The 13,181-nt window shown below is 64.2% G+C and carries 10 protein-coding genes; 5 read left to right on the forward strand and 5 right to left on the reverse strand.

Annotated features, from left to right (window positions below; genetic code table 11):
- Position 1: 1 nt before the first annotated feature.
- The 4 genes from OTER_RS13540 to OTER_RS13555 all read right to left on the reverse strand — a co-directional run bounded on the left by OTER_RS13540 (position 2) and on the right by OTER_RS13555 (position 4,988).
- Entirely contained in the window at positions 2-835 is an 834-nt protein-coding gene (locus OTER_RS13540) for a fumarylacetoacetate hydrolase family protein (RefSeq protein WP_012375487.1), read from the reverse strand.
- A gap of 13 nt (positions 836-848) precedes the next feature.
- The gene (locus tag OTER_RS13545) at positions 849-2,150 is read right to left on the reverse strand and encodes an MFS transporter (protein WP_012375488.1); all 1,302 of its coding nucleotides are present in this window, start codon (positions 2,148-2,150) and stop codon (positions 849-851) included.
- Positions 2,151-2,375: 225 nt separating this feature from the next.
- Positions 2,376-4,106 (reverse strand): putative manganese-dependent inorganic diphosphatase, encoded by a 1,731-nt coding sequence (locus OTER_RS13550; protein WP_012375489.1) that lies wholly within the window; start codon positions 4,104-4,106, stop codon positions 2,376-2,378.
- A 141-nt stretch (positions 4,107-4,247) separates the two neighbouring features.
- Complete coding sequence (locus OTER_RS13555; RefSeq protein WP_012375490.1) at positions 4,248-4,988, reverse strand: type II secretion system protein; 741 nt, start codon at positions 4,986-4,988, stop codon at positions 4,248-4,250.
- Between the two features lie 190 nt (positions 4,989-5,178).
- Here OTER_RS13555 and ilvE point away from each other — a divergent pair, with 190 nt between their 5' ends.
- From ilvE to OTER_RS13575, 4 genes are all read left to right on the forward strand, one after another.
- Positions 5,179-6,045 carry a branched-chain-amino-acid transaminase gene (gene ilvE, locus OTER_RS13560; RefSeq protein WP_012375491.1) on the forward strand — a complete coding sequence of 289 codons (867 nt, stop codon included), beginning with the start codon at positions 5,179-5,181 and terminating at the stop codon, positions 6,043-6,045.
- Between the two features lie 241 nt (positions 6,046-6,286).
- Positions 6,287-6,799 (forward strand): UvrB/UvrC motif-containing protein, encoded by a 513-nt coding sequence (locus OTER_RS13565; RefSeq protein ID WP_012375492.1) that lies wholly within the window; start codon positions 6,287-6,289, stop codon positions 6,797-6,799.
- 4 nt (positions 6,800-6,803) lie between these two features.
- Positions 6,804-7,895, forward strand: coding sequence for a protein arginine kinase (locus OTER_RS13570; protein ID WP_012375493.1), 1,092 nt, complete (start codon positions 6,804-6,806; stop codon positions 7,893-7,895).
- Between the two features lie 11 nt (positions 7,896-7,906).
- Entirely contained in the window at positions 7,907-10,429 is a 2,523-nt protein-coding gene (locus tag OTER_RS13575) for an ATP-dependent Clp protease ATP-binding subunit (RefSeq protein WP_012375494.1), read from the forward strand.
- 165 nt (positions 10,430-10,594) lie between these two features.
- On the opposite strand, the gene OTER_RS13580 is transcribed toward OTER_RS13575, so the two are convergent.
- Positions 10,595-11,494, reverse strand: coding sequence for a LysR family transcriptional regulator (locus OTER_RS13580; protein ID WP_012375495.1), 900 nt, complete (start codon positions 11,492-11,494; stop codon positions 10,595-10,597).
- A gap of 197 nt (positions 11,495-11,691) precedes the next feature.
- Between OTER_RS13580 and leuC the strand changes: the two genes are divergently transcribed.
- Positions 11,692-13,110, forward strand: a complete 1,419-nt coding sequence (gene leuC / locus OTER_RS13585) for a 3-isopropylmalate dehydratase large subunit (RefSeq protein WP_012375496.1) — start codon at positions 11,692-11,694, stop codon at positions 13,108-13,110.
- Positions 13,111-13,181 lie beyond the last annotated feature (71 nt).

Raw genomic sequence — 13,181 nt, forward strand, 5'->3', positions numbered from 1 at the left:
ATCAGGCGATGGTGTTGAAGAGCGTACCGACGGGCGGAATTGCGATCCGCACCTCGTCGCCACTGCGCAAGGTGAACGAATCGGGCGGGACGATGCCGGTGCCCGTCATCAAATAGCATCCGTGCGGGAAAGACTGCTCACGGAACAGCCAATCGGCAAGCGATGGCAGCGGACGCATGATCCGGCCGATGGTGGTTTCGCCCGAAAAAACCGGCACGCCGCCGCGGCGGATTTCGAGCAGGATGGCCGTGTCGGGCGAGGGTAGTTCGGGCGAGACGACGAGGCACGGACCGATGGCGGCGCTGCCGAGGTAGACCTTGGCCTGCGGCAGGTAGAGCGGATTTTCGCCTTCGATGTCGCGCGAGCTCATGTCGTTGCCTGCGGTGTAGCCGAAGATCCGACCACGCGCGCTGATGGCGAGCGTGAGCTCGGGTTCGGGGACGTTCCATTTCGAATCGGAGCGGATGCGGACCTTGCCGCCGCTGCCGACGGTGCGATGCGGCGTGGCCTTGAAGAACAACTCGGGACGCTCGGCGGCGTAGACGCGGTCGTAGAACGTGCCGCCGCCAGCGTTCTTCGCTTCTTCCATGCGCGCGGTCATGCTGCGCAAGTAGGTCACGCCAGCCGCCCAGATCTCCTGGCTTTGCAGCGGCGGCCGCAGCGCTTCCAGCGCGGGCTCGGAGGCGGGTTGCGCCGAGCGGAGTGCTTCGGCGAGCAACGCATGGGGCTCGGGCGAAGCGAACAACGCGTCGAGATCGAAGGAATCGGGCAGCCGGACAAACCGGCCGCCGCTGTGCACGATGAAGCCGTGTTGGGTGGAATAGAGACGGTGCATGAGTGGCGGGAAATCAGGCTGCGGATTCTTCAGAGAGCTCGAGCGGAGTGACCGGGTCGATCAACCACCAGCACAGCGCGCCGAGCAAGTAAACGGCGGCGGTGACGTAGAAGGTGAGATTCCAGTCGCCCGTGCGGCCAACGATGTAGCCGAGCACGATGGGGGAAAGGAACCCGCCGATGTTTCCGACCATGTTCATCATCCCGGAGAGTGTGCCGACGTAGCGGCCACCGACATCCATGCACGTGGTCCAGGAGCACGGGATGCTGAGATCGTTGGAAAAGCTCGCGAGCGCGATGGCGGTGACGGCGAGCAGCGGTTGGCTGAAGAACGTCGCTGCGATCAGGCACAACGCCGCGCCGCCCTGGCCGACGACGCCGAAGAGCCGCCGGATCAATCCGCCGTGGCCGAAGCGGCGCGTGAACCGCGGCACGAGGGCGCCCGCGAGGAAGCAGCCGGCGCCACCCAGCAACAGCGGCAAACCGGCGAGGAGCGCGCTGCTCTTCAGATCGAACTTATGCACCTCCAGCAGGTAGGTGGGAAACCACGTGATGAAGAAGTACCACGCGTAGCTGCAGGCGAAATACTGGCCGCAGACGCACCACACGGAAGGCGCGGTGATGAGCTTCCGCCACGGCACCGCGAAGTGCGAACTCGCGGGCCGCTCGGGCAGCAGCGCCGCCTCGGCGGCATTGACCGAAGGATGTTCGCGCGGGTTGTCGCGGAACCAGCGGGCAAACAGAATGGCCCAGACGACACCGAGCAGACCAAACACCAGGAACGCCAGCCGCCAGTTCATCACGCTCAGGACGAGAAAAACGAGATAGGGCGTGACCGCGCCGCCCCAGCGCGCGCTCATCCACATGATGCCTTGCGCGCGGATGCGTTCGCGCGTCGGGAGCCACGCTTCGAAGGCTTTCGTGAGATTGGGAAAACAACCGGCTTCGCCGGCGCCGAAAAGGAAACGGGTCACCACGAGCGAGCTCCAATTCCACACCCAACCGGTGGCGGCGGTGAAGAACGACCACCACAGCACGACGCGCAGCAGGACGCGGCGCGGGCCGTTGCGATCGCCCCAGTAGCCGGTGGGAATCTCGAACAGCGCGTAAGCGAGCGTGAAGGCGCTGAAGACCCAGCCCATTTGCTCCTTGCTCAGGTCGAGCGCGGACGAGACCGAGGGCGCCGCCTGGGAAATGCAGACGCGGTCGATGTATTGGATGACCGCCAGGGTGATCGCGAAAACGACGACCCAGTAGCGGGCGCGGGTGGGGGGAGTAGCCGCAGGGCTGCCGGCGGCGCCGGAAGGGGAAAACATGCGGGCGGGACCGTAGAGGCTCCGCCCGCGACAAATCCAGATGTTTTCCTGTCCGCGCTATAGACTGGGCGCGCCAGTGAAGCGCGGTGGCGGCAATGGAACTGCTGGTCGTCAGAGCATCTCGGCAACGGTCTCGCCGCCGCAGGCCTGGCCGCCGGCCGGGCTCGCGCTCACCGAGCGGGCCTTATGGCGCACGCGTCGGCGCCCAACCCTGTCCGGAACGCGCTACCTCCGCCCGGAAGCGACAGCGAGTGTGGGCAGAGTGCCGTCGGCGACCATTTCCTTGAGGACGCTCGTGAGATAAGGGATCAGCTGCTTCTTGCGGCTGACCACACCTGGCAGATCGAAAATCTCGTCCTGCTCGACGTGGGTATAGGAGATTCGCGCGATGAACTGCGAATCGCCTTTGACGAGCAGCAGTGAGTTTTGGGTGTTGATGTCGGTAACAAGCAGCGCGGCGAAGAGCAGATCCTCTTCGTTCCGCAGCTCCTGCAGCGCGGCGGCGAGAGGTTTCGCGTGCTGCCAGAAATTGCCGAACCCGAGTTCCTCCACCTGCGCGACGGCGAAACGCACCCCGGCCTCCTCGTAGATCTTGTGATCGGAGCGCACGACGGTCTCCGGCGGATTCGCGAGGATCACCGAGCCAGAATTGAAGATCTGGTCGGCCAGTTCACCGGAGTTGACCCCGGAGATCTCCGCCAGCCAGGCGAGGATATCCGCGTCCTTGGCGGTGGTGGTCGGGCCGTGGAGGTGAAGCGTGTCGGAAATCAGTCCTGACATCATGATGCCAGCGATGGCGGGCGAGGGACGGAGACCATCGCGGCGAAACAGATCGGCGATGATGGTGCACGTCGAGCCGACGGGCTCGTTCAGGAAGAGGATCGGCTGCGGCGTATTGAGCGCGCCGAGCCGGTGGTGATCGATGATTTCCGTGATAGTGACCTCGTCGGCGCCGGGCACGGCTTGCGACATCTCGTTGTGATCGACCAGCACGAGCCGAGTCTGTGTCGGACGCAGCACGTCGGTCTTCGTGAGAATGCCCTCCAACTGGCCGCGATCCGTGGTGACGAGCAGCGCGTGCGGCGCGCCGGAGGCGAATTTTTTCCGCACGTCGGCGATCCGCATATCGGCGTCGATGGCGATGAAGTTCCGCTCGACCACGCGGTCGAGCATCGAGGCGGTGCGCACGACCCACGACGTCGTGGCGGAATCGTAAGGGCTGATAAGGATGCTGGTGCCGCGGGCGCGGGCGAGCGCGAGGGTCTCGTCATCGATGCCGAGCTTGCTGGTGATGACGATCGCGCGGACGCCAAGCTCGATCGAGCGGCGTTGCACGTCGCGGCGGTCGCCGACGATCACGATCGAGTTTTCGGCGGGGATGTTTTCCTGGATCGAAATGCTCCAGAAGGAGCTGATGTCCATCGTGCCCAGGCGCAGGTAAAACTCTTCGATTTTCTGCGGGGCGACGACATGCAGCGTCTCGGCGTCGAGCGTGCGCGCGATGTTGGCGAGCGAGGTGCGAACGAGCCGGAGTCGTTTCGGCTCAGTTAAGCGCGGGATGAACACGCTGCCGAGGGTCGACAACGAGATTGTGCCCACGATTTGCCGGCCGGCGCCCGTGACCGGCAGCACGCGAATGTCGTGGCGATCGAAGACCCCCAGCGCTTCGGCGCAGGTGGCGTGCTCGTCGAGCGCGAGCACGTCCTTGACCATCAGATCGCGCACGCGCGGGCTGACATCGCTGAGGTAGAGCGGCAGCGGTTGTTGGAAACGGGACAGGATCGTGTCGATGCGCGCGTTCGAATTGCCGCACCGGGCGGCGATGTAGCCGCGTTCACCGCGCATCTCCTTGAAGGCCGCGTAAGCGATCGCGGAGCAGATCGAGTCGGCATCGGGATTGCGATGGCCGACCACGAAAATCGGGTTTTGGGCGGAAGAGGAAGAAGCGGACGTCATGAAGGTGGCGAACACGGACAACACCGCGGGGGCGGCGTTGCAGCAGTCGCGTGGAAAAACACGGCTGAGGCGAGCCAAACCGCGCCCGCGGAGCGGGGCGGATCACGGGCGGGATGGTCGCGCCACGCTCGCCGCCAGGAATCAGTTGTCGGCGACCGCGGCGGTACCGTTCAGGGTGCCGATGGTCGGGCCGGCTGGGGTCGGCGTCGCGTAGATGCGGGCGTGGGCGGGAATGGCGTTGCGAATATCCGTCACCTTCCGGCCACTCGTGGGCGAAGTGAAGGCCTCGGCCGTCGAGGTATAGAACACCACGCTCCCGCCCAGATAAGCCACGAAGCCGCCGGTATCGCGATACACGCCGCTGTTGATGTCCCATCGCCCCGACGGCTGCAGCCCGCGCGTGAAGGCGACCGGCGTGGTGGGCGGATCGCTCATGCGCAGCCCGCCGACGAATTCCCACGCGAGCGTCGCCGCCACGAAATCGGGATCGAGTTGGTTGCGGGCGGCGACGGTGGGCGTCAGGATCGCGGGCGGGTAGGTGCCGTTGAAGAGCGGGTCGTTTTTCGCGAGGTAGAAGCTCGGCTCACTCAGCACGTTGTTTTTTGCGAGTGCGCCGGGCCAGCGATGGACGGGACCGCCGCCGGAGAGCGTCGTGAGCGTGGCGGGATCGGGCAGCCGGTCGTTGTTGTCCCCGGCATAGATCATGGCGGCCTTGGTGATCTCGCGGAGATTGTTGCCATCGACCGCACGCTGCGCGCGTTCGCGCACGGAACCAACGGTCGGAATCAGAATCGCGGCGAGAATACCGATGATCGCGATGACCGTCAGGAGCTCGATCAACGTGAAGCCCGCGCAAGCCGGACGACGGGGTGGTGCACGCATAAAGCCGGATGAGCGGCACAGTCAGCTCAAACAACTTGCAGGACAAGCTGAAAGTCGCTGGAGCTGCGTGGCGGGGCATGCTGGCCCGGGCGGCAAGTGGATCGATGCACGGGAGGGACGCCCGTGCCACGACCGGAGGGCGCCAAGGCGAAGCTGGACAAGCGTTTTCACGCGCCCCTAGCGTGACCGGATGAAGATTTACCTCGACGGCAAATTCGTGGACGAAGCCGATGCGAAGATCTCCGTGTTCGACCACGGTTTGCTGTATGGCGACGGCGTTTTCGAGGGAATCCGGCTCTACGGCGGCAATGTCTTCCGGCTGGAGGAACATCTGGAGCGTTTGGAGTATTCAGCCAAGGCGATCCTCCTGAAGATTCCGCTGAATCGGAAAGAACTGGCCGAGGCGACCTGCGAGACGTGCCGGCAGAACGGGCTCAAGGACGCGTATATCCGGCTCGTGGTCACCCGTGGCGTGGGCGATTTGGGACTCGCCCCGTGGCTCTGTCCGAAGCCGTCCCTCTTCATCATCGCGAGCAAGATCTCGCTTTATCCGCCGGAGCATTACGAGAAGGGGCTCAGCATCGTCACCGTGCCGACCCGCCGGATCAATCCGGCGGCGCTGCCCTCGACGGTGAAGTCGCTGAACTATCTCAACAACATCCTCGGCAAGATCGAGGCGCGGCAATTTGGCGCGCTCGAGGCGATCATGCTCAACGATCAGGGCTACATCGCCGAGTGCACCGCGGACAACATCTTCATCGTGCACCAGGGCGAGATCATCACGCCGGCGGCTTCGCAGGGCGCACTGCGCGGTATCACGCGCGGCGCGATCTTCGACGTGGCGAAGGAACTCGGCGTGCCGCTGCGCGAAGCGGATCTGACGCGCTACGACGTGTGGTGTGCCGACGAGTGCTTCCTGACCGGCACCGGCGCGGAGGTGGTGCCGGTGGTGAAGCTGGATGGTCGCGAGATCGGCACCGGTCACCCGGGGCCGATCACGCAGCAGGTGCTGGCGTCGTTCCGTCGACGCGTGCTGGTCGAGGGCGCGCGGATCTGATGGGATGTAGCTGGGCTCGGTGAGCCCGGTGCCACCATCGGCGACGGTGGCCGAGCCGGTGGGGCCGACACGGCCGCGCTCCCACGCATGCGGCCTTCGGTCATCGTTCGCCACTGCGACAGAATTGCTCCCGCGCGTCGGGTCGGCGCGCAACTCCGGCTCAGGCGAAGAGAGTTCTCGCGGCACTTGCCAGCGGGCACCGGGCTGGCATGGTTGGTGCAGAAACATTTTCTGCTGAAAAATGCCCACTCCGCTCAAATGCGACCTTTGCTCGAAGCCTGCGACCGTGCACCTGACGCAGATCGTGAACAACAAGGTTCACAAGATCGATCTGTGTGAGGAGTGCGCCCAGGCCAAGGGCGTCACCGACCCCAGTGGATTCTCGCTGGCGGACTTGTTGCTCAAGGCCTCGCTCAATCCGGAGCCCGCGAGCCTCGGCACGGTGCGTTGCGAGCAGTGCGGATTCACGCCGAACGATTTTAAGAAGCTCGGCCGGTTCGGCTGCCCGGCGTGCTACCAGACCTTTACGGCGCTGATCGAGCCGATGCTCGACAGCATGCACAAGGGCACGGCGCACACCGGCAAAGTGCCGCAAAAGGCGCTCGCCCGCCGCAGCCTCCACGAACGACTTTCCCAACTCGAGACCGACCTCACCGCTGCGATCAAATCGGAGCGCTACGAGGACGCCGCTCGCTGCCGTGATGAGATCAACCAGGTCAAACAACTCTTCTCGCAACAACCATCGGCGCGCTAAGCCCATGACGATTGCTTCGCTCCTCGATTCGCCTTCGGAGCTCACCGACACGGTGAGCAGCAAGACCGCGGTCGTGCTGATGACGCGGATCCGCTTGGCGCGGAACGTGGCGGGAAACCACTTCCCCGGCTGGGCCAAGCCGGCGCAGCGGGCGCAGACTTACGGTTTGTGCCGCGACGCGGTGCTCGCGACGACGGCCATGAAGAAGAGCCTGGCGGTGGAGATCGGCGATCTCAGCGAGCTCGAGAAGCAGATTCTCGTCGAGCGGCACTTGATCAGTCGCGAACTGAGCGGCGGCAAGAACGGTTCAGGCGTGGTGATCAGCAAGGACCAGTGCTTTTCGGTGATGATCAACGAGGAGGATCACCTGCGCATTCAGGTGCTGCGGGCGGGCTTCCAGCTGAAGAAAGCGTGGAGCGCGATCAACGAGCTCGATACGGCGATCGAGGATCGGCTGGACTATGCATTTTCTCCGTCGCTGGGTTATCTGACCGCGTGCCCGACCAACATCGGCACCGGCTTGCGCGCCTCGGCGATGATGCACCTGCCGGCCTTGGTTATCGCGAACCAGATGGAGAAGGTGGTGCGCGCGGTCAACCAGCTGGGCATGGTGGTGCGCGGACTGTTCGGCGAAGGCTCGGACGCCAGCGGCAGCATTTTCCAGATCTCCAATCAGACGACACTCGGCGAGTCGGAGGATGAGATCATCAAGCGGCTCGGGAGCGTGCTGACGTCGATCGTCGAGCACGAGCTGAACGCGCGCCAGAAGCTGATCGAGGCGGACCGTGGCAAACTGTTCGACAAGATCGGCCGCGCCTACGGCATCCTGCAGAACAGCCACGTGCTGAGCTCGGGCGAGGCGATGAACCTGCTCTCGCTGCTCCGGCTGGGTGTCGACCTGCACATTTTCCCGGAAGAGAACCGCGCGACGATCGACCGGCTGTTCATCGAGGCGCAGCCGGGGCATCTGCAGCACGCGCAGAAGGGCGAGTTCGAGCCCAACCAGCGCGATCTGCTGCGGGCGGGCCGACTCCGCACGGAGTTTGCCAATTTCCCGCAACCCAACTTTACTTTCACGACCGACGGGTCGAATTAATCTTTTCGCACATGTCCCAAGAACCCATGAACAATTTCACGCCCCGCGCGCAGCAGGTGTTGGCACTTGCCCGCAAAGAGGCGGACCGTTTCCACCACAATTACGTGGGGACGGAGCACATCCTGCTCGGGCTGATCAAGCTCGGCCAGGGCGTCGCGGTGAGCGTGCTCCAGAAGATGGGGCTCGACTTGGAGACCGTGCGCTCGGCGGTCGAAAAGCAGGTCGGCACCGGCCAGGAGAGCAAGACGCAAGGCAGCATCCCTTACACGCCGCGCGTGAAGAAGGTGCTCGCGCTCGCCGGCAAGGAAGCGAAGACGCTGAATCATTCCTACGTGGGCACCGAGCACATCCTGCTCGGTCTGCTCCGTGAAGGCGAGGGCGTGGCCGCGCGCGTGCTCAAGTCGCTCGACATCGACATCGAGCGCACCCGCAACGAAATTCTCCGCGAGCTCGATCCGCAGTTCTCCAGCAGCCAAAGCGGTGACGTGCCCGGCGAGGAAGCCGCAGCCGGCACGCCGCAGCGCAGCGGCGGCACCGAGGACAAAAAGGAAGTCAAGACCCCCGCGCTGAAGGCATTTGGTCGCGACCTCACCGATCTCGCGCGCAAGGGCGAGATGGATCCGGTCGTCGGGCGGAAGAACGAGATCCGCCGCGTGATCCAGATTCTCTGCCGCCGCACCAAGAACAACCCGGTGCTGATCGGCGAAGCCGGCGTGGGCAAAACCGCCATCGTCGAGGGGCTTGCGCAGGAAATCGCCGCCGGCGCCGTGCCGGAGATTCTGCTCGAGAAGAAAGTCATCACCCTTGATCTCGCGCTAATGGTCGCCGGCACGAAATACCGCGGCCAGTTCGAAGAGCGGATCAAGGCAGTGATGGACGAAATCCGCCGCGCGAAGAACGTCATCCTCTTCATCGACGAGCTGCACACGATCGTCGGCGCGGGCGCCGCCGAGGGCGCGATGGATGCGTCGAACATCTTCAAGCCCGCGCTTTCGCGTGGTGAGCTGCAGTGTGTCGGCGCGACCACGCTCAACGAGTATCGGAAATACATCGAGAAGGACTCGGCGCTTGATCGCCGCTTCCAGTCCGTCAAGGTCGAGGCCCCGTCGGTCGACGACACGATCCTGATCCTGAAGGGCATCCGCTCGAAGTATGAGGATCACCACAAGGCGATCTTCACCGACAAGTCGATCGAGTCGGCCGCGAAGCTTTCGGACCGCTACATCACCGGACGTTTCCTGCCCGACAAGGCGATCGACGTCATGGACGAAGCCGGCTCGCGCGCGCGCATCGGCGCGCTGACGCGTCCGCCGTCCGTCGAGAACCTGACGAAGGAGATCGAGCAGGTCTGCGCGTCGAAGGAAAAGGCCATCAGCGAACAGCATTTTGAAGAAGCCGCCCGCTACCGCGACCAGGAGAAGCAGCTCCGGCTCAAGCAGGAGCAGATCACCGAGGAGTGGAAGAAGGCGCGCGAAGAAAAGCGCGTGACGATCGACGAGGACCTGATGATGCAGGTGGTCGCCGACTGGACGGGCATTCCGCTCAGCCGGATGGAGAAGAAGGAGAGCGAGAAGCTGCTCGCGATGGAGACGGAGCTTCAAAAGACCGTCATCGGCCAGGAGCTGGCGGCGGTTGCCGTCGCGCGTGCGCTACGCCGCTCGCGAGCGGACCTGAAGGATCCGCGCCGGCCGATCGGCTCGTTCATGTTCGTCGGCCCGACGGGTGTCGGCAAGACGATGATGGCGAAGCAGCTCGCCTCGCAGATGTTCGGCAACCAGGACGCGCTCATCCAGATCGACATGTCGGAATACATGGAAAAATTCGCCGTGTCCCGACTGGTCGGCTCGCCTCCGGGCTATGTCGGCTACGACGAAGGCGGCCAGCTCACCGAAGCGGTGCGCCGTCGGCCCTACGCGGTGATCCTGTTCGACGAAGTCGAGAAGGCGCATCCGGACGTGATCCAGATTCTCCTGCAGATTCTCGAAGACGGACGGCTGACCGATTCGCTGGGTCGCACGGTCGATTTCCGGAATACGATCATCATCATGACGAGCAACGTGGGTGCGCAGCTCCTGCAGCGGCAGACCTCGATGGGTTTCGCGGCGGCGGCGGCGGCGTTCAACGATGCCGAAAAGATGCGCGAGAAGGTGCTCGAGGAGGCGAAGCGGATCTTCAAGCCCGAGTTCCTCAACCGCATTTCGGACATCGTGTTCTTCCGCCCCTTGGCCAAGGAGGATCTCACCAAGATCGTCGAGCTCGAGACGGCGAATTTCGCCAAGCGGCTCGCCGAGCGGAAGATTGCACTCGAGTTCACGCCGGAGTCGAAGCTCCTGCTCATCGAGAAGGGCTACGACGAGAAATACGGTGCTCGTCCGCTGCGTCGCGCGGTCGAACACTATCTCGAAGACCCGCTCGCCGAGGCCTTGCTGCGCGGCGAGATCAAGGACGGCGAGCCGGTGATCGTCGATCGCGAAGGCGACAAGCTGATCTTTAAGCAAAAGGCTCCCGCCGCTGACAGCGGCGTGGCGCCCTGAACAAAACGAGCGACTACCCGTCGCCCCGCGGAGCCCCGCCCCCTGAGATCAACGGGAGCGGGGTTTCCTGTTTTTGAGCTGAGAGCGGAGAGGCTAGAGCGAAGAACGGGAGAGATGAAGTGAGCGGTCTTGTGGCGCGGGCGTCTCGCCCGTGCCAAGCCATCGCTACGCACGGGCGACCTTGAGGAAGGCAGCCAGTGCAGGATCGGGTTCCGGCGACGTGCGCCAGCCGAGGACGAGCCGGCTTTCCGGCGCGGGACCGCTCAGCGTGCGAAACGCCACGTCACCCGGCAGGTGGCGGGCTTCGGACGGAGTCATGAACGTGGCGCCCAGTCCGGCGCGGACCAACCCTATGCCGTTGGCCCGCGGCCATACTTCGTCGACGATTCGCGGGGTGATCCCGGCGGCGCGGCACGCTGCGAGGATCCGATCGTAGAATCCGGGATTATGGGAACGTGGGAAAAGCACGAAGGGCGTATCGGCGAGATCGCGCAGCTCGAGCTTTGCCTTTCTCGCCAGCCGGTGCGCCGGCGGGAGCAGGATACCATTGCGTTCACGTAGCAACTCGTGGGTGCGCAACCCGGGTGTCGGCGCGTCGGGATGGAAGAAACCGCAACTTAGCTCGCCGGCCTGCAGCGCGGCGAGTTGGGTGGAAGTGGGCGATTCGTTCAGCTCCACGCGGACGCCGGGAAATTGCTGGCTGAACTGGCGCAGGATGCCAGGCAGGACGGTCGCCATCGCGAGACCGGTGAAGGCGATGCTAATGTGCCCGACCTGGCCGGATGACAGCGCATGGAGTTCGGCGGGAATCGCGGCGAGTCCACGGAGGATCGGCTCGATCCGCTCGAGCAGGAGCTGGCCGGCCGGAGTGACTTCCACCCCGCGACGCGTGCGATTTAGCAGGTCTGCACGGAGCGCGGCCTCAAGTTGCGCAATGGCGCGACTCAGTGCTGGCTGCGCCACCGCGAGCGTCTCGGCGGCCTTGCGGAAATGCAGCTGCCGCGCGACCTCACGGAAGTAGATCAGGTGGCGCAGCTCAAAGGGGAAGTCGTAGTCGCGGGGCATGAAAGCGTCGCTTTCGGTTTGGAGTTTCGGGTTTGGATTCCGCGTTTCAGGGGAGGGGCGCGTGCCAGCCCTCGCTCGGGAGTCAGGTGAGGATAATTGATGCCGTTTAGGCATCACAGCTAGCGAAAGAAGTATTTCCGGTTATGGCAAGGTTCAGGTATAGTCGGCGCTCAATTTCCGAACCCCGCACCCTGCCCATGGCGAAATCACTCTTCCAGAAAGTCTGGGACGCTCACACCGTCCGCAAACTGGCCAATGGCCAGACTCAGTTGCTCATCGGCACGCACCTCATCCACGAGGTCACGAGCCCGCAGGCGTTTGGAATGCTGCGGGACCTCGGACTGAAGGTCGCATTTCCGCAGCGCACCTTCGCCACGGTCGACCACATCGTTCCGACGGATCAGGTCGTGGAACCCTACCGCGATCCGCTCGCGCAAGCGATGATGGACGAGCTGCGGAAAAACTGTGCCGAATTCGGCATCACGTTCTTCGATCGCTCGACGGGCAAGCAGGGCATCGTCCACATCGTCGGGCCCGAACAGGGCATCACGCAGCCCGGCACGACGATCGCGTGCGGCGACTCGCACACGAGTACGCATGGCGCGTTTGGGGCGATCGCCTTCGGCATCGGCACCAGCCAGGTGCGCGACGTGCTGGCGACGCAGACGATGGCGCTGGGGCCGCTGAAGGTCCGCCGCATCGAGGTGAACGGGAAGCTGCGGCCCGGCGTCTACGCGAAGGACGTCATTCTCCACATCATCCGGACGCTCGGCGTGAATGGCGGCACCGGTTTCGCCTACGAGTATGCCGGCGAAGTGTTCGACCGGTTCTCAATGGAAGAGCGAATGACCGTCTGCAACATGTCGATCGAAGGCGGCGCGCGCGTGGGCTATGTGAATCCGGACGACACGACGTTCACTTATCTGAAGGGCCGCCCCTACGCGCCCAAAGGCGCGGCGTGGGATGAAGCCGTGACACGATGGCGCGCCGTCGCGAGTGATTCCGGTTGCCGTTACGATGACGTGGTAAAGATCAACGCAGCCGACATCGCGCCCACCGTCACGTGGGGCATCAATCCGGGGCAGGGCATCTCGATCAACGAGCAGATTCCTGATCCGGCAAAAGCCACCGACGCCGACGAGAAGGCCAACATCGAAGAGGCGCTCGCCTACATGAAGCTGCAGCCCGGCGCGCCGATCAAGGGGACGAAGATCAACGTCGCGTTCCTGGGCTCGTGCACGAATGGCCGGCTGAGCGATTTCCAGGAGGTCGCGAAGTTCGTGAAGGGGAAGCGCGTGGCTGCCGGCGTGAAGGCGATCGCCGTCCCCGGCTCGCAGATCGTGGCCCTCCAGTGTGAAAAACTGGGGCTGGACAAGATTCTCAGCGAGGCGGGGTTCGAATGGCGCGCGGCGGGGTGCTCGATGTGTCTCGCGATGAATCCCGACAAGCTCATCGGCGACCAACTCTGCGCGAGTTCGTCGAACCGTAACTTCAAGGGCCGGCAGGGCAGCCCGACCGGCCGGACCATTCTGATGAGCCCGCTGATGGTCGCCGCCGCGGCGGTTACGGGACAAGTGGCCGATGCCCGCGAAGTGTTCGGCGTCAGCGCGAACTGAACTCACCCAAACCTTGGCCCGCGAATCACGCGAATCGACACGAATGCTTCTGAATTCGCGCTCATTCGCGT

Source organism: Opitutus terrae PB90-1, assembly GCF_000019965.1.
Taxonomy (GTDB): domain Bacteria; phylum Verrucomicrobiota; class Verrucomicrobiia; order Opitutales; family Opitutaceae; genus Opitutus; species Opitutus terrae.